This window comes from Enhydrobacter sp., from assembly GCA_025808875.1.
Lineage (GTDB): Bacteria > Pseudomonadota > Alphaproteobacteria > Reyranellales > Reyranellaceae > Reyranella.
In genome coordinates, this window is the sequence record CP075528.1 from 4462494 (window position 1) to 4480151 (window position 17658).

Genomic DNA, 17658 nt, shown 5'->3' on the forward strand with positions numbered 1-17658 from the left:
CTTTCCTTTATCAGGGGCCTGCGTCAGGACGGAAGCGGCAAGGGTCTTGATCTGCTTGTTCGTAACGCTGCCAGGCTTCTGCAGCGCTTTCGAAGCAAGAGACGCGACCTTGGAAGTCGTTTTCTCGTTCTTAGCCAACTCAATCACATCCTCTCGGGAGTGTGTGGTTAGTTAAACACATCACCCTTCGGAGGGAGGCCGAGGGCGGCTTTCGCGGCTTCGTGCTCCGCCTCCTCGGCGATCTCTTTTTCCATTTCCAGTTTCTTGATGAGGCGCGCGAGTTCCTTGGAGCCAACCGTGCCTGACACAATCAGTCGGAAGCGCGCGTCGCCTGAAAGGCCACCCGTCACCAACTCTCGCTCACCCGGCTGCACAGCCATTACTCGCTCCTGCTTCTGCGGCGTGATGCCTTCGAACAGCGGCACCACCGGGGGCTCCTTGAACGTCTCCAGCGGGGCCGGAGGTTGGGCAGTGTCAGCGTTTACTTCATGGAGTAACAGTACGTTAGACGCGTAAGTCTCCACAGCCTTCGCTGCCGCTTCCGGTGTAAATTGCCTCTTCACCAAGGAATAGCGAAGGTTTTCCGAGCTAGCGCCTTGTGGAAATTGTCCTTTTAGTTCTGAAAAGAGCGTCGGACGGTAAGCGCACCGTTGAAGAGCCGCTGCATAATCAGGCGAAGTAGTCGGGGCATTCAGTAATATAAGCGCGTCCTCGCTGACTCGATTTTCCTCACCCCTACCTTCGATCAAGCCATAGCCCCGCAGCGCGCCAATCATAGACAACGACCGACCGTTGATACTGCTATAGCCGAGATGCTTAGCAATAATCTCCTTAGGCACGGTATTCCGGCCTTCTGCCTTGTATACTGGTGCAACCGCAGCGATAGCGCTATGAAGATCTATAGAGGGATAGTTGGGACTGCGGACTTTGGCCATGACATGCACCTCGCTCGGCGACAAAACAAAATATAAGGGCCGGCGCACGGGACAACAACCAGTTTAATTACGCAGAAATCGCAAACGCAAACGGCGATTAATTTGACTCAAGCCGAGAGTCGTTTATGCTGTCTTTGGCTACTTCAAGTCCAATTGGGGTGGGTGTTCGTTGCGACAGGCCGTCTAACCGAAAAAATCCTATACGGATCAAATGGTTAGACGGCCCACTACGCGAGCAAGGAGGTGTGGCAGAGCCAAGTTGAACGCGCCGGTCTCCAAAACCGGAGGGGTCCACGGTTATCCAGCCCCGGGCCCTCGCGGGTTCGAATCCCGCCGCCTCCGCCATCCGCAAGCCCCTTCCACAAGGGCCTACTCAGCCGGTCGTTCCCTTCCACAAGGAACGGCCGGTTTTCTTTTAGTATCAATATACTAGAGACTACGCTTTCTCAAGTTCAGCCTGGCAAATACGCCCCGCGTAGGCCGGCGAGTTTGCGCAAGACAAAGGCCACCTAAACCAAAGTATGTGGCTACAAGAGCGTACCCTTACGGCCTGTCCCAGTGCGCCTCGCGTCCGCCTCCCGGCCTTCGAGCACTTCAGCCCAGATCGCGTACGTCTCGCGCACCATTGCGTCGAGCTGTTCGAATGAGAACAGCTCGAGTTCATCAGCGAAATACGGCACAACTCGCCGCTCATCCTCTCCTACAAACTGAAGGATGACCAATCCCACGTGTGCAAAGTCAGGATCGGCAGCGCGAATGTGCTCGTGCATGGCCGAGAACACGAACCGTCGCCCTTCGCTCTGCAACTTGGGCGCCTTTCGCGGATCCACAAACGGAATGTACGGGTCGCCGTCAATAGCGACTACTGCGTTTGACCAATATGACACCTTGCGGCCCATACCGAGGGCCAAAGCGAAGAAGTCGTGGGCGCGCCCCACAATCCGATGCTCATCGGCGTACTCGTAGAGGGCTCGCCCAATGGCAAGATTGGCCTTCTCCTCGTCCTCGCTATGGCATCGACTTCTGATCTGCTTGTCGATCGCTGCCCACGGGGTCCGCGGCAAAGTTGGGAGCAATCCCGCTTCAATGCTCATGATGTCCGGGATACTGGCTCGCATGGGATTGAGCGTGTGCGGCGGGTGGCCCAGCTTGATCTGCATCAACGCGTTTCGCTTCTGCGACGCAGTCATCGGACCGATACGGGCCAAGTCCAAGTTATGCAAAAGGCGCGTCTTCACTCGGTTCTCCATGCGCGGGCTCAACGCCAACGCTGACCTTATGAAACCTAAACCGCTCCAAGATCACGGAATCCGGAATGCGAAGACCAAACGCCGTAGAAACCCGAGCTTGCTGCACAATATACCACCACGGTGATCCGAACGCGTGAGAGATTTCCACAAGGCGTCCTGGCGTCATCCCCCCATAGAACGACATCACCTTTCTGACTCGCTTGATAACATCCCCATCCGACGGCGTAGGAATCGATCGAGGTACTCCGCTCAATGGATCCAATGAGGTGGCACGAAATGTAATCGCCTTATCGCCACTGGTCTTGAAGGCACGATACGCGGTGGGGTGAACTGGGCCATATTGCCACGCCTCAAAAAAACCCGATACCAAGGGTTTCTTTGTCTCCACCAAATGTAGGCCGTGAACAAAATAGAGCAGTTTCTGGAGCGCTAAGTTGGTAATGCCGGTGTGGCCTCCAGCTTCGTCCAGCATCAAATTGCAAATGCCGCGCGGGTCGAGCAAATCCGTCACACGCCTATGAATCCCATCTACGTAGCGTGACCGCTTGTAACGTCAAACGTATCACTCGGCCATGGCGTTTCCGATATGCATTGTCGGTAACCTATTCCGCCGCCACCGCCACCCGCAGCTTCGCCGTCTCTGCCTCATCCACCGTGCCGTCGTCGGTGAGCGCCACGCCGTAGAGATCGCGCGCCGCCTCGCGCGACACGAGCCCGAGGCGCACGTCCTCCGCCACCTTCTCGGCCGGCCGCTTGCGCGGATCGCCATAGCCGCCGCCGCCCGGCATGGCGACGCGCAGGCGCTCGCCGGCGGGCACCGAGGAGTGCGCTTTCGGCGGAAGTTCCCTGCCCGACACGAGCTCGAGCTTGCCGTGGGCGCCGGCCTGGCCGCCCAGCCGGCCGCGCGCCGGGAAGACGACGCGGTCGAAGGTCGGCGAGATGCCGAACGGCATGCCCTCGGTGCTGCCGATCTCCATCACCTGGCCGAGCCCGCCGCGCTGCTCGCCGGCGCCGCCGGAATCGGTGCGGTATTCCTTCTTCCAGATCACCACAGGCGCCAGCGCCTCGGTGATCTCGACCGGCACGTTGCGCACGCCACTGGGGAAGGCCGTCGCGCTCAGCCCATCGGAGGTGGGCCGCGCGCCGGTGCCGCCGGAGTGGAACGACATGACGTTGAACGGCGTCGCCTGCTTCATCTGCTCGGGGCTCAGCTCGGCGCGGCCGAGGCCGCCCATCAGGCGCAGGTTCCACAGGCACGACGTGCCCTCGGCCGGCACGCCGATTGTCTGGTCATGAGGCGGCATGGCCTGGATCAGGCAGCCGAACATGACGTCGGGCAGCATGTGGCCGATGGTGCTGCGCGCCGCCACCGCGGCGGGATGCGGCGCGTTCAGGATGCAGCCCTCGGGCGCGGTGGTGCGGATGGTGGCAAGGCTGGCGAAGTTGTTGGGCACCTTGGGCGCCACGACGCACTTGATGCCGAAGCTGGTGTAGGCCTCGGTGTAGCAGAGCGGCACGTTCAGCCCGAGCGCGACGATGCCGGGCGAGCCCGTGTAGTCGACGTCGATGCCGTCCGGCCCGATCGTCATGGTGGCCTTGAGCGTCATCGGCGTGCCGTTGATGCCGTCGACCGTCATCTCGTTCCGGTAGGTGCCGGGCTTGAGCCGGGCGATGGCGGCGAGGCTCGCCTCGCGGCTGCGATCGAGGATGTGGCGGGCGAGGTCGTCGATCTGCTCGAGCTCGAACTCGTCCATCATGTCGAGGAGGCGCCGGCCGCCGACCTCGTTGCTGGCGATCAGGGAATAGATGTCGCCCAGCACCTGGACCGGCTCGCGCACGTTGGCGGCGATCAGGTCCATCAGCCAGGTGTTGACCTTGCCCTTGTCGACGATCTTGGTGATCGGGATGTAGATCCCCTCCTCGTAGACCTGTTGCGCGGCGCCGACGATGCCGCGGCCGCCGATATCGACCACGTGCAGGGTGTCGGCGAAGAAGCCGACGGCCTGGCTGGCGCCGTCGAGGCGGCGGCGGAAGATCGGCGTCACGATGACGATGTCGTTCAGGTGCCCGGTGCCCATCCAGGGATCGTTGAGGATGAAGACGTCGCCCTCGTTCATCCCGGCGAGCGGCACCTTGGCGAGCACGTGGCCGACGCTCTTGGCCATCGAGTTGACGTGGCCCGGCGTGCCGGTGACGGCCTGGGCGAGCATGCGGCCCTGCGTGTCGTAGACGCCGGCCGACAGGTCGCCCGCCTCGCGGGTCGGCGTGCCGAAGGCGGTGCGCACCAGGGTCTGCGCCTGCTCCTCGACCACCGAGATCAGGCGGTCCCACATGAGCTGGTTCGCGATGCGGCTGAGGGGGTGGTTGGGGCGCATGGGGGAACGTTAGCCTCGTTCTCCTCCCCACGCCATGCGTGGGGAGGTGCCCGCGTCTTCGCGGGCGGAGGGGTCGTGAGTCGCGGCGCGTTCCGCACCATGACCCCTCCCGCCCTGTGGGCCACCTCCCCAGCAAAAGCTGGGGAGGAGGAAGATGCGGACTCATGCCAAGATGCCGGCCGGAGGAACCGATGCCCCTGCCCGTAGCGACCCTCGACCACGTGGTCATCAATGCGCGCGACGACATGGACCGCGCCGCCGACATCTACCGGCGGCTGGGCTTCACGCTGACCGAGCGCGGCTACCATTCGCTGGGCTCGATGAACCACCTCGCCATGTTCGGCACCGACTATCTCGAGCTGATCGCCATCCCCAGGGGGGCGACGACCGGCCGGCTCGACCTGATGACCTACTCGCACGGGCTGAACGGGCTGGTGTTCGGCTCGGAGGATTCGGCGATCACCTACGAGGAGCTGGTGCGGTCGGGCGTGCCGGTCGAGGCGCCGACCGAGTTCACGCGGCCGGTCAAGCATTCCGGGGGCCAGGGCGAGGCCCGCTTCCGCACGGTGCGCATGAAGGCAGGCGTGGTGCCCTACGGCCGCGTCTACTGGTGCCACCATTTCACGCGAGACCTGGTGTGGCGCGACGAGTGGCGCCTCCATGCCAACGGCACGGTGGCGGTGGCGCGGGCGATCTTCGTCGAGCCCGACCCGGCGCGGGCGTCGAAACTCTATGCCGGCATGTTCGGGCCGGAGGCGGTGCGCGACATCGCGGGCGGCAGGAGCCTGACGGTCGGCAATGCGCGCCTCGACATCGTCACCGAGGCGACGCTCCGGGCCGAGTTCGGCGATGCCTGCCCCGATCCCGAGGGACGGCCGGCCTACATGGCGGGACTCGCCTTCCGCACGGTGTCGCTGGCGATGGCGGAGCAGGCGCTCGATGCCGGCAGGATCGCCTCGATCCGCCGCGGCGAAAGGCTGATCGTGCCGGCCCGCGAGGCGCTGAACGCGGTGCTGGAGTGGGTGGAGTAGTCTTCCCCTCCCCTTGCGCAGCAAGGGGAGGTGTCGGCGTCATACGCCGACGGAGGGGTCATGACCCCTCCGGCCCTGCGGGCCACCTCCCCAGCTTCGCCGGGGAGGAAAATGAAGGGCGACGATGCGCGGACTGAAGTGGGACAACCAGGGCGATGCGATCTCGCGCGAGGTGCCGGCGGAGGCGCCGGCGCTGATCGACGCGGGGGGCGACGGCACGGAGCGGCGCTACAGCTACGGCGACCTGATCCGGCAGAGCGGCGCGGTGGCGCACGCCCTGCAGAAGCGCGGGCTCCGGCGCGGCGAGCGGGTGGCGCTGCTGTCGGCCAACCGCGCCGAGTACCTGATCGCCTTCCTCGGCACCCTGCAGGCCGGGCTGGTGTCGGTGCCGGTGAACTGGAAGCTGCCGGCCGAGACGGTGGCCTACATCGTCGAGAACAGCGACGCGCGCCTGACGATCGGCGACGCGGCGCGGCTCGCGCTGGCACCCGACGGCGTGCCCAAGCTCTCCTTCGAGCACGACTTCGCCGCGCTGCTCGCCGAGGAGCCGATCGCGCCGCTCCGCATGGAGCCGGAGGAACCGGCGCTGTTCCTCTACACCTCGGGCTCGACCGGCCGGCCCAAGGGCGTGGTGCTGTCGCACTACTCGCACCTGTGGGCGATCAGCCAGCGGACGCGCCGGCCGGGCCCGCCGGGCACGCGGGTCCAGGTCGCGGCGCCGCTCTATCACATGAACGGGCTGGCGATGTGCCAGACCACCTTCAGCCACGGCGACACCATCGTGCTGCTGCCGCAGTTCACGACGAAGGGCTACATCGAGACGGCGGCGCGGCATCGCGTGCAGTTCCTGACCTCGGTGCCGACGATGATCGCCATGATGCTGCGCGAGAAGGAGCTGCTGGCGAGGACCGATCTCTCGTCGGTCGAGGCGGTGCGCATGGGCTCGGCGCCGCTCACCCAGGCGCTGATCGACCAGGTGCGCGCCGTGTTCCCCAAGGCGGCGATCACCAACGGCTACGGCACGACCGAGGCCGGGCCCGTGGTGTTCGGCCCGCATCCCCGGGGGCTGAAGCAGCCCGAGCTGTCGACCGGCGCGGCCCATCCCGAGGTGCAGCTGCGCCTCGTGCGCGACGGCAAGGCGGTCGAGGATGAAGGCGTGCTCGAGATGAAGTGCGGCGCGCTGATGACGCACTATCACAAGCTGCCCGAGGCGACGGCCAGGGCGATGACGCCGGACGGCTACTACCGCACCGGCGACGTGTTCCGGCGCGACGCCGACGGGTTCTTCTTCTTCGTCGGCCGCGCCGACGACATGTTCGTGTGCGGCGGCGAGAACATCTATCCCGGCGAGGTCGAGAAGATGCTGGAGAGGCATCCGGCGATCCACCAGGCCGCCGTGCTGGCTGTGCCCGACGAGCTGAAGGGCCACAAGCCGGTCGCCTTCGTGGTGCGGGCCAACGGCGCGGAGATCGACGAGCAGGCGATCAAGCAGTTCGCGCTGGCCAACGCGCCGGCCTACCAGCATCCCAGGCGCGTGTTCTTCGTCGAGGAGATGCCGCTCGCCGGCACCAACAAGATCGACAAGCGCGTGCTGGCCCGACAGATCCCGGAGGGACTGTCGTGACAGAGTCATCACATCCTCCCCATTCAAATGGGGAGGTGCCCTCGTCTCACGAGGGCGGAGGGGTCAGAAGCTTCAGCCCGCGGCTCATGACCCCATCGCCCGCGCGATACGCGCGGGCACTTCCCCATATGAATGGGGAAGAAAGGCCTGAAAGGACATTGGAATGAGAGCAGCAGTCGTCCGCGAGCATGGCGGCCCCGATCGCCTGAACTACGAGAAGGACTTCCCCGATCCGAAACCCGGCCAGGGCGACGTGATCGTGGCGGTGAAGGCGTCGTCGCTGAACTACCACGACGTCTTCACCCGGCGCGGCATGCCCGGCATCAAGGTGCCGATGCCGGCCATCATGGGGCTCGACGTGGCGGGCGAGATCGCCGAGGTCGGGCCGGGCGTCGTCGGCTGGAGCAGGGGCGACCGCGTGCTGGTCGATCCGATCAACCGGGTCGAGGGCGGGCTGATGGGCGAGACGGTGCATGGCGGCCTGGCCGAACTGTGCAAGGCGCGCGCCCACCAGCTGGTGAAGATCCCCGAGGGCGTGAGCTTCGCCGAGGCGGCGGCGCTGCCGGTGGCCTACGGCACGGCGCTGCGCATGATGCGGACCAACGGCAACGTGGCGGCCGGCGAGAAGGTGCTGATCCTCGGCGCCTCGGGCGGCGTCGGCGTGTGCTGCGTGCAGCTCGCCAAGATCGCCGGCGCCGAGGTGATCGCCTGCGCCGGCACCGACGCCAAGGCGCAGCGGCTCAGGGAGCTCGGCGCCGACCGCACGATCAACTACGTCACGCACGACTTCCAGAAGGAGGTCTACGAGATGTACGGCAAGCCGACCCGGCGCGGCTCGGGCACCGATCGCGGCGTCGACGTGGTGGTCAACTACACCGGCGGCGACACCTGGGTGAAATCGATGAAGGTGCTGAAGGTCGGCGGCCGGCTGCTGACCTGCGGCGCCACGGCGGGCTTCGCGCCGCAGGAGGACATCCGCTTCATCTGGACCTTCGAGCTCAAGGTGCTGGGCTCCAACGGCTGGATGCGGCAGGACATCGTGACGCTGCTCGAGATGGTGCAGCAGGGCAAGCTCAAGGTGCTGATCGACAAGACGTTCCGGCTCGACGAGGCGCGCGAGGCGCTGCGCGTCATCGAGGACCGCGAGGTGTTCGGCAAGATCGTGGTGGCGCCGTGAGCGACGCCGAGAAGCCACTGACCGCGGCGGAGCTGCAGGCGATGCTCGACCGCTCGCCCTTCATCTCCTTCCTCGGGCTGAAAATCACCGAGGCCGACCCGGCCAGGGAGCAGGTCACCATGGCCTGCGAGATGAAGCCCGAGTTCGAGCGCGGCAAGGGCTCGGGCCAGTGGCACGGCGGGCCGATCGCGGCGATCATCGACACGGTGGGCGACTATGCGCTGATCATGGCGCTGCGCCGGCCGCTGCCGACGATCAATTTCCGCGTCGACTACCTCAGGCCCGCGATCAAGACCCGGCTGATCACCACCGCCACGGTGCGGCGCGCCGGCAAGAGCGTCGGCGTGGTCGACGTCGACGTGTTCAACGAACAGAGGCAGCTGCTGGCGGTCGGCCGGGCCACATATTCGACACTGGCCGGCTGACCACTGTCCGGCGACATCATGCCCTCCTCCCCAGTCTGCTGGGGAGGTGCCCTCGTCATACGAGGGTGGAGGGGTCATGAGTCGCAACGACTTCGACCCATGACCCCTCCGTCGGCGTATGACGCCGCCACCTCCCCTTGCTGGCGCAAGGGGAGGAGAAGGGAGTCATGACCGCCCGCGTCACCCGCCGCGCCTTCGGCACCGCGTTCGCCGCCGGCCTGCTCGTCCGGCCGGGCCACGCGCGCGACGCGGGGACGCTGACGGCGACCTGGGGCGAGGCGGCTGGCCGGGGCGGCGAGCCGCGCGCGCTGCACGTGCCGTCGGGCGGCGGGCCGATCGCCACGATGGTCGCCTCGAAGATGCTGGAGCGGCTGGCGCGGCGTGGCATCGACAGCGGCGCCTTCATCGGCGTGCTGGCCGAGGGCTGGCGCCCCTCGCCCGACTTCACCGCCTACACGATCCGCCTGCGCCGCGGCGTGCGCTTCCACGACGGCACGGCGATGACGGCCGACGACGTCGTCTTCTCGATGGCCGGGATCTGGCGCAAGCACGCCGAGCCCGAGGCGATGGAGGACGTCACCGGCATCGAGGCGATCGACGCGAGCACGGTCGTGGTGCGGTGGAACCGCCCCGTGCCGCCCTTCGCCTTCGGCTCGCTGCTGTGCGGTCCGGCGAGCTTCGTCGTACCGCGCCATCTCCACGACGGCGCCGATCCGCGCGACCTCGCCGGCGACGATGCGCCGGTCGGCACCGGACCCTTTCGCCTGCGACACTGGTTGCGCGGCAGCCGCATCGAGCTCGAGCGTAACCGCGACTACTGGCGTGGACGGCCGCCGCTCGACCGGCTGGTGCTGCGGCCGATCGACGACGCCGCCGACCGCGCCGCCGCGCTCGAGGCCGGCGAGGTCCAGCTCGCGCTGTTCGACGCCGTGACGCCGGCCGACGCGCGGCGGCTGGTGGCGACCGGCCGCTTCGTCGAGACGGCGCGCGGCTACGAGGAGCCCGGGCTGGCGACGACCCTGGCCTGCAACACGCGCCGTTCTCCCCTCGACTCGCGCGAGGTGCGGCAGGCGATCTTCCATGCCCTCGACCGCCCCTTCATCGCCCGCAGCATCTTCGCGGGACGGGCGCGCGCCGGCAGCGGGCCGATCCTGTCGACCAACAAGGCGCTGTTCAGCGCCGATCTCCATCGCCTCGACCACAGCCCGAGCCGCGCACGGGCGCTGCTCGATGCGGCCGGCCACCGTGCGACGGAGAGCCGGCGCTTCGCCCTCACGCTGGTCGTGGCGGACTGGTGGCCCACGAACCGGAAGGTCGGCGCCTATGTCCGGCAGGCGCTCGGCGAGATCGGCGTCGCCGTCGAGATCGTCGTCGTCGACCGGCCGACGGCGCTGCGGCGGATCTACACCGACTACGATTTCGACCTCGCCCTCTCCAACCAGGCCAATCCCTGCGAGCCGGTGCCCTGGACGACGCGTCGCTACACCTCCGACGGCATCCGGCCGGGCCAGCCGTTCGGCAATGCCAGCGGCCATGCCGATCCCGGGCTCGACCGGCTGGCGGCGCGGATCGCGACGGAGACCGGCATCTACGAGCGGCGCGATCTCGTCGCCGAGTTCCAGCGTGTCGTCGCGCGGGACGCCCCGCTCCTGCCGCTGGTCGAGCATGCCCCGGTCACCGTGGCGGCCGCGACGGTGCGGAACCATTCCGACGACGCCAACTTTGCCGCGGCGAGCTGGCACGACCTCGGGCTGGCCGCCGAACTCTGAGGCAAATCCCCGGCCGGCTGGGCTATGATCGCGGCCATGAGACCGATGCGTGCGCTTTGCCTCCTTCTTCTTCCCGTCATGCTCGCCGGCGGGGCGGCCGCCCAGACCATGGAGTTCGACTGTCCCGCGCCGGGCACGACCTTCACCTTCGACAGCGGCGTCAAGGTGGTGGCGCGCGGCCGCAGCGGCATGGATTGCACCATGGACACGGTGGGCGGCGAGCCGTTCAGGATGCGCGGCCTGATGTTCGCCAACCCGAGCGCCGACGGCAGCGACACGACCTCCTTCATCGCCGCGCTCCGGCCCGAGCGTTTGTGGCCGCTCGAGGTCGGCAGGAAGATCGAGGCGCGCTACACCACGTCGAAGGGCGCCTGGGACTACATCCTGACGGTGGTGCGCTTCGAGCGGCGCAGCGGCCCGCGCGACGCCCCGGTCGACACCTTCGTCGTCGAGATGCAGGAACAGGGCCCCGGCGGCTTCCGCTCGGTGTCGCGCTGGTGGATCTCGCCGGCCGACAAATACATGATCCGCTTCGACGCCTCCAACAGCGCCGGCACGTCCAACCGCGCCGTGGTGACCGACGTCACGCGGTAGACTCCTCCCCTTGCCGGAGTCCGGCAAGGGGAGGTGGCCGCGTCTTCGCAGGCGGAGGGGTCATAAGTCGCAGCGTCGGTGACTCATGACCCCTCCGTCGCCGTAAGACGGCGACACCTCCCCTTCGCGAGCTCCGCGAAGGGGAGGGAATATCTAGGTAGGAATCGACGAGAGGTCGGTGTTGGCGCCGCAGATCAGGGTGGCGACGCGCTCGCCCGGCGCCGGGCGATAGGCGCCGTACAGGAACGCGGCGAGAGCCGTGGCGCCGGCCGGTTCGGCGATCACGCGCAGTTCACCCCACAGTCGCGCCTGCGCCTCGCGCACGGCGGCATCGGTGACCAGCACCGAATCGCGCACCAGCTTCCGCGCCACCTCGAAGTTGGGCACGCCGATGCGGCTGGCGCCCAGCGCATCGGCGGCGATGCCCGAGATCTTCACCTCGACCGGCCGGCCGGCGCGACGGGCTTCGTACAGGGTCGGCGTGCCTTCGGTCTCGACGGCGACGATCTTGACCGTGTCGCCGATCGCCGCAGCGCAGCCGGCGATCAGCCCGCCGCCGCCGACCGCGACCAGCAGCGTGTCGAACGACGCCTGTTCGGCGAACTCCAGCGCCACGCTGCCGGCACCGACGAACACTTCGGGATCCTCGTAGGCCTGCACGATCAGCGCGCCTGTTTCGGCGGCGCGCCTCTCCGACGCGGCACGCGCCTCGGCGTAGACGGCGCCGACCTGCCGCACGACGGCGCCGCAGCTCGCGAGCCGCGCCAGCTTGGCGGGGCTCGTGATGGTCGGCACGAAGATCTCGGCGCGATGGCCGAGGGCGCGCGCGGCATGGGCCACCGCCACGCCGTGGTTGCCGCCCGACGCGGCGATCACGCCCGCCTCGGGCACCCGGGAGACCAGCAGCTTGTGGAAGGCCCCGCGCCCCTTGAAGGTGCCGCTGACCTGCAGCGATTCGAGCTTGAGCGCGGCCGGCCAGCCCGGCTCCGCCAGCTCGATGACCGGCGTGCGCCTGATATGCGGGCGGATACGTTGCCACGCCGCCTCGACGTCTTGTCGCGCGATCATCGCAGGCGGCACGCCTCGACGTGGCGCAGGAAATGGTCGAAATCGGGCGTGGTCGCGTGCGGATCCTTGGCGGCCTCGTCGTAGCGCCTGAGTTGCACCGCCGCCGCGTGCTGCGGATGACGGCGAAAGGCCTCGACCTCGTCGGCCGACATCAGGCCGCCCTGCAGTTGCAGGCTGCGCACCGAATCGGGCGCGAGCTTGCCAAAATAGTCGGATTCGACGGTGCAGAGATAGCGCTTGGCGGCGACGTGCAGGCGCACCGGTTCGCTGACCTCCGGCCCGAAGCGCCCGGCGAGCCAGTCGGCCCCCAGCGTCTCGTGCACGTCGTCGACGCCGCGCGCGGCGGGATTGTCGCCGAGATCGTGGATCATGTGGCCGACGTCGTGCAGCAGCGAGGCGAGCACCGCGGCGGGCGGGGCGTCGTCCGCCTCGGCCAGGGCCGCCGCCTGCAGGGCGTGCTGGAGCTGGTTGATCTCGCTCAGGCCGTAGCGCCTGGTCGCGCGGCCGACGAAGATGTCGAGGAGTTCACGGCGAAGGTCGGCGCTCATGGGCGTTGTCTAGCACGAAGCGGGACGTAGCCGGGAATCATCGCCAGCGCCTGACGCAACGGATCGGGCCGCCAGGCGCGCGTCACGAAATCGCCATGCATGTCGAGCCCGCCCGCCGCCACGAAGGCGAAAGTGCCCGGCGCGAGGGACTGCGGCAGGGCACGCCGGAACGGCACGCGCCGCCGGGCCAGCAGGCCCTGCAGCAGCGTGTTCTCGTGCCGCGTCGACTCGGTGAAGGCGCTGAGCAGGAAGGCCTGCCGGCGACGGGCCGCCGCCCAGGCCGCGACCTTGTCCTCCTCGCCGTAGAGCGCGTCCATCAGGATGACGCCCTTGATCCGATGCCGCGCGCCGCCCTCGGCCAGCGCATGGGCGGCGGCGAGATAGCCGCCGCTATAGGCGACGATCACGACCGAGGCGAGGTTGAAGGCGCCGCCGGCACGGCGGTCGCCGTAGAGGCGCATCAGCCGCTCGGCCGCCTCGTCGACGTACGTTGCGAAATGTCCCGGCCTCCAGAAATTGCCGGCGCTGGAATCGACGGCATCGAGCGCGAGCTGCGGCGCGACGAGGGCGATGTTGCGGTCCGCCTCGGCGACCTGGCGCGGCACCGCCTGGCGCCGGACGACGTCACGCTCGAGCGTGGCGCCCTGGCCGTGGAAGTAGACCACCATCAGCACCGGCTTCGCCGGATCGAAGCCTGGCGGCAGGTAGAGGAGCGAGCGGCGGTCGCTGTAGGTCGGCTCCTCCCAGTAGACGTCGCCGCGCGCCGTGCGATGACCGCGCCGGTCGGCCTCGCGCACGTCGAGGAAGGGCTTGTTGGAACCGGGAACGCGGCCGCGATAGGGGAAGGCCGAGGCGTTGAAGGCGACGAGCTGCATCCTCGGCTCGACGAGCGGCGCCATTGGCGCCGCCTCCGGTCCGGCGGGTCTCTTCTTGGTGCGCGCGGCGGCAGAGGTCGGCATCGACAGCGCCCCCAGCAGCAGCGCGCGCCGCTTCACGCGATCGCCGGCCGCTGCGCGTCGAGCGGCATCAGCACGGAGAAGAACGTGGGCAACGCCACGAGATAGGCGACCGCGCCGACCAGCACGACCGCCGGCAGGCCGAAGCTGGTCGCCACGATCGGCACCAGCGCCGCGCCGATCACCGAGAAGCAGCCGTTGATGCCCCAGGCCCACAGGAACATGTGGTCCTTGCCGAGCCGGCCGAGCGTCGTCATCGCGGTCGGCATGGGGAAGCCCATGAGGAAGGCCGGCGGCAACAGCAGCAGGAGGCAGAGCACGATGCGCAGCGCGTAGGGCAAGGTGCCGATCCAGTCGAGGGCGTAGTCTATGGTGAAGGCGTAGAGCGCCAGGATCAGGAAGATGGCGAGGAAGATCCGCGGCATGACCGTGCGCGCCCGCGCGAAGTAGCGTTCGGACACGAAGCTGCCGAAGCCCGAGAAGACCAGCATGCCGGTGATCAGGACCGAGGCGGAGACCGTGGCGTTGGAGAGCGCGAGGACGAAGTGGGAGATCATGCCGACCTCGACGATGATGTAGCCGAGGCCGAGGCAGAGGAAATAGACCAGCGTGCCGAACTTGCCGGGATAGCGATTGAAGATGGTGCGCCAGCCGAAGACCAGCGGGAACAGCACCAGGGTGAAGGCGAAGATCGTGGCGATGCCGAGCGTCGCCCACAGAAGCAGATAACCCCATTCGTCCTGCACCAGCTCGAGCCGGTCGGCGAACTTCAGCAGGTCTCTCACCTTGATGTAGGCGGCGAAGTAGGGCTGGTGGTTGGTGAGGATACGGGTGTCGAAGACGTAGTCGTCGGCGATCTCGTCCCAGCCGCCATGGACCAGGCGCTGCCAGGCGATGCGCGCCAGGACGACCGCCGGGACCTTGGGCGCCTCGCCGCCGACGCCGGGTGGCGGCTTGTCGGACGGTTCCTTGTCCGACGGCTCCTTGTCCGACGGCACGCTGGGATCGTGCACCGGCCCCGCGAAGAAGAACTGATCACGGTAGTCCGACAGGATCTGGGCGAGCCCGGACTGGTCGACCTCGAGGCCCGGGGAATAGATCTCGTCGAACGACATCGCCCGGGTGTGGGCGCCGAGCTTCGCCACCTCCTCGGGCGTGAAGCCGCCGTTCTTGTAGAGGACGGTCGCCGTCGAGAGATAGGCCGAGGCGACGAAGAAGTTGCGCGAGATGTCGGCTTCGACTCCGTCCTTGCCGGCGAGCTCGCGCGCCGCCAGCGCCATGGTCGCGTAGAGCTTGAGCACCGACTTGGGCGGCTCTTCCTTGTTCCACAGCGTGACGGCCAGGATGCCGCCCGGGTTCAACGCGCGCATGTAGGCGGCCATCGCCTGGCGCGTGTAGGAGTATTTCTCGACGATGGCGAAGCCGCCGGGGCTCGACAGGCCGGCCGAATCGGCGAGCGACAGGTCGACGATGTCGTAGCGGTTCGCGGTGTGCGCGAGATAGAGCCGGCCGTCGTAGTCGACGACCGTCACGCGCGGATCGTGCAGCACGTCGCCGGTGAAGGCGCGCAGGGCCTTGTCCTCGCGGAAGGCGGTGAGCACCGCGGGATTGCCCTCGGCGACGGTGACGTGCCGCGAGCCCGACTTCAGCGCCACCGCCGTCGAGATGCCGCCGCCGAACTGCACGACGAAGGTGTCCGGCGCCTGCTTCAGCAGGTAGGGATAGATCATCGGCAGGAAGCGGAAATAGGCGGTCTCGTTCGCCGGCAGGTCCTTGATGATCCCGCTCGGTCCCTCCGAATCGAGATACATGCCGAGATAGGCATTGGACGGCATCTTCTCGAGGTTGAAGGCGGCGTTGTCGCTGAGGCCCGGCGCGAAGTGGAGGTAGGAGCTGGAATAGACCTCCATGTAGCCGAACGGCGAGGCGCGCTCGTATGTGCGCTTGCTGTCGGGGAACTTGCGCGCGTAGGAGACGCCCTTGTAGTCGGACACCGCGAGCTTGGGGATGCCGAGCACGGACGGTGCGACGTAGTGGACGGAAGCCGAGAGCACGGCGACGACCACGATCGCCAGCAGCCCGCGCCGATCGCCCAGCGCCACGAACCACAGCGCGCCGCCGACGAGCCACAGCAACAGCGGCGCCATGACGAGGTCGTCGGGCCGGAAGACGTACATGGCGAGCAGAACAGAGAGGCCGCACAGGCCCGAGCCGACGAGGTCGGCGAAGTAGACGCGGTTGAAGGTCTTCTGCGCCTTGAGGAAGACGACGCCGAGATAGAGCGCGCCCGCGAGGAACGGCAGGAAGTAGAGCACGAAGTTGGCGAACAGCCGCCACTTCTGCATCGGATCGGAGATCAGGAAGATGGCGTTGAACGGCACCTGCTGGGCGGCGAGATTGCACACCACCATCAGCGGCCCGAAGGCGAGCAGCGCGCCGGCGATGGCGCCCTGCCAATGGCGCTCGAACCAGCCCTTGCCGACGCACATCACCGCCGAGGTCAGGCCGAAGCCGAACATGGCGAGGCTGACGACCAGCGAGCCGAAATGCGCCCAGCTGCCGACCGAGAAGACGCGCATGATGCCGATCTGCAGCGCGATGATGGCGCCCGCGACCAGGCCGACCGAAAGATAGAAGGAAAGCGGCGCGCGGTTGTCGAGGTCGACCGTGACGGTCAAGGGATGGGCCTTAAGTAAAGACCTCACCCTGAGGAGCGGCCGTAGGCCGCGTCTCGAAGGGTGGGTTCGGACGCGGTGCGGATTCCATGCTTCGAGACGCCGTGCGGCGCACGGCTCCTCAGCATGAGGTGGGGTTGTATGTCACGCAATCCTATCGATTGTGCGTGCCGGAGATCTTGTCGCCATCGAGCTTGGTGAAGGGCACGAAGGGAACGATCTTGCCGCCGTAGATGTCCTCGCGCGAGGTCGTGATCGAGCCGTCGGCGCCCTGCGTCTTGGCGACCTTGAGCACGCGCTGCGCGCCGGGCGGGCCGACGGGGATCACCATCAGGCCACCGGTCTTGAGCTGCTGCAGCAGCGGCGGCGGCACGTGGTCGATGCCGCAGGTGACGATGATCTTGTCGAAGGGCGCGGCCTCCTCCCAGCCGTAATAGCCGTCCGAGGCCTTGCTCTTGATGTGGCGGTACTCGGTGTAGCCCTTCTCGATCAGCCGGTCGTAGAGCGCGCGGGTGCGGTCGGCGAGCGGCTTGATGATCTCGATCGTGTAGGTGTTCTCGGTCAGGTTGGCGAGATAGGCGGCCTGCACGCCCGAGCCGGTGCCGATCTCGAGCACCTTCTCGCCGCGCTTGACGTCGATGACGTTGGTCATGCGGCCCTGCAGGTGCGGGCCCGACATGGTCACGCCGTAGCCAATATCGAGGAAATTGTGCTCGTAGGCGCGCTTGTGGATCGCCGGATTGACCGAGGCGAATTCCTCGCGCGGCGTCAGCAGGAAGGCGCGGCTGGTCTTGGCGTCCCAGATGTCCTTGTTGCGCAACAGCGCCTGGAAGCGGTCCCAGCGCTGGCCGAGGAAGACCGGATCCTCGCCGCGCGCCGTGCCCCAGGCGATGAAGTTCTCGCGCGTGTCGGTCGGCGGATTGAGATCCCAGCTATAGGGCTTGATGGTCGCGGCAACGGCCGGCGGGGCGACACCCACGGCGGCCAGGGCGGCCGAACCGGCAACGAAATCGCGTCTCTTCAAGGGGCTCCTCCATGGGCGGCGGGGCGCGTTTGGCCGAGGGGGCGTTCGGGTCGACCGCGCATGGGCTCTAGATACGGGAAATATGGCCGATTTGCCAGCGCGCGCGAGCCTGCGACAAGCTGCGCACGACGAGTGGCCAGGCGCCGGCGGGCGGCCCCGTCATCGCCAATTCGCCTCGCCAGCGTCGGAAAAAGTCGGTTTGATGGA

The 17658-nt window shown here is 67.5% G+C and carries 15 protein-coding genes and 1 tRNA gene; 7 read left to right on the top strand and 9 right to left on the bottom strand.

Going from position 1 to position 17658, the window contains the following annotated elements; genetic code table 11:
• Positions 1-167 precede the first annotated feature (167 nt).
• Positions 168-935, bottom strand: a complete 768-nt coding sequence (locus KIT25_22175; GenBank protein ID UYN94699.1) for a hypothetical protein — start codon at positions 933-935, stop codon at positions 168-170.
• Positions 936-1174: 239 nt separating this feature from the next.
• On the opposite strand from KIT25_22175, the gene KIT25_22180 reads away from it, so the two are divergent.
• Positions 1175-1280 (top strand) — tRNA-Trp (locus KIT25_22180).
• Between the two features lie 182 nt (positions 1281-1462).
• Here KIT25_22180 and KIT25_22185 read toward each other — a convergent pair.
• From KIT25_22185 to KIT25_22195, 3 genes are all read right to left on the bottom strand, one after another.
• Entirely contained in the window at positions 1463-2173 is a 711-nt protein-coding gene (locus KIT25_22185) for a hypothetical protein (protein UYN94700.1), read from the bottom strand.
• Complete coding sequence (locus KIT25_22190; protein UYN94701.1) at positions 2151-2696, bottom strand: SocA family protein; 546 nt, start codon at positions 2694-2696, stop codon at positions 2151-2153. The genes KIT25_22185 and KIT25_22190 overlap by 23 nt, the downstream gene beginning before the upstream one ends.
• Positions 2697-2787: 91 nt before the next feature.
• Positions 2788-4560: a hydantoinase B/oxoprolinase family protein gene (locus KIT25_22195; GenBank protein UYN94702.1), complete on the bottom strand. Its 1773-nt coding sequence runs from the start codon at positions 4558-4560 to the stop codon at positions 2788-2790.
• 191 nt (positions 4561-4751) lie between these two features.
• On the opposite strand from KIT25_22195, the gene KIT25_22200 reads away from it, so the two are divergent.
• From KIT25_22200 to KIT25_22225, 6 genes are all read left to right on the top strand, one after another.
• On the top strand, positions 4752-5591 hold the full coding sequence (locus KIT25_22200) for a VOC family protein (protein UYN94703.1): 840 nt from the start codon (positions 4752-4754) through the stop codon (positions 5589-5591).
• 124 nt (positions 5592-5715) lie between these two features.
• Positions 5716-7215 carry an acyl--CoA ligase gene (locus KIT25_22205; protein ID UYN94704.1) on the top strand — a complete coding sequence of 500 codons (1500 nt, stop codon included), beginning with the start codon at positions 5716-5718 and terminating at the stop codon, positions 7213-7215.
• 163 nt (positions 7216-7378) lie between these two features.
• On the top strand, positions 7379-8392 hold the full coding sequence (locus KIT25_22210) for a zinc-binding dehydrogenase (GenBank protein ID UYN94705.1): 1014 nt from the start codon (positions 7379-7381) through the stop codon (positions 8390-8392).
• A 41-nt stretch (positions 8393-8433) separates the two neighbouring features.
• The gene (locus KIT25_22215; GenBank protein ID UYN98025.1) at positions 8434-8817 is read left to right on the top strand and encodes a PaaI family thioesterase; all 384 of its coding nucleotides are present in this window, start codon (positions 8434-8436) and stop codon (positions 8815-8817) included.
• A gap of 167 nt (positions 8818-8984) precedes the next feature.
• Positions 8985-10586 (top strand): hypothetical protein, encoded by a 1602-nt coding sequence (locus tag KIT25_22220; GenBank protein ID UYN94706.1) that lies wholly within the window; start codon positions 8985-8987, stop codon positions 10584-10586.
• A 36-nt stretch (positions 10587-10622) separates the two neighbouring features.
• Positions 10623-11180, top strand: coding sequence for a hypothetical protein (locus KIT25_22225; protein UYN94707.1), 558 nt, complete (start codon positions 10623-10625; stop codon positions 11178-11180).
• Between the two features lie 153 nt (positions 11181-11333).
• On the opposite strand, the gene KIT25_22230 is transcribed toward KIT25_22225, so the two are convergent.
• The 5 genes from KIT25_22230 to KIT25_22250 form a co-directional block, all read right to left on the bottom strand.
• Entirely contained in the window at positions 11334-12248 is a 915-nt protein-coding gene (locus KIT25_22230; protein ID UYN94708.1) for a threonine/serine dehydratase, read from the bottom strand.
• Complete coding sequence (locus KIT25_22235; protein ID UYN94709.1) at positions 12245-12796, bottom strand: phosphohydrolase; 552 nt, start codon at positions 12794-12796, stop codon at positions 12245-12247. The genes KIT25_22230 and KIT25_22235 overlap by 4 nt, the downstream gene beginning before the upstream one ends.
• A complete protein-coding gene (locus tag KIT25_22240) occupies positions 12793-13791 on the bottom strand; it encodes a hypothetical protein (protein ID UYN94710.1) in 999 nt (332 codons plus the stop codon). The genes KIT25_22235 and KIT25_22240 overlap by 4 nt, the downstream gene beginning before the upstream one ends.
• The gene (locus tag KIT25_22245) at positions 13788-16430 is read right to left on the bottom strand and encodes a hypothetical protein (protein ID UYN94711.1); all 2643 of its coding nucleotides are present in this window, start codon (positions 16428-16430) and stop codon (positions 13788-13790) included. The genes KIT25_22240 and KIT25_22245 overlap by 4 nt, the downstream gene beginning before the upstream one ends.
• A gap of 151 nt (positions 16431-16581) precedes the next feature.
• Positions 16582-17451 (bottom strand): protein-L-isoaspartate O-methyltransferase, encoded by an 870-nt coding sequence (locus KIT25_22250; protein UYN94712.1) that lies wholly within the window; start codon positions 17449-17451, stop codon positions 16582-16584.
• Between the last annotated feature and the right edge of the window lie 207 nt (positions 17452-17658).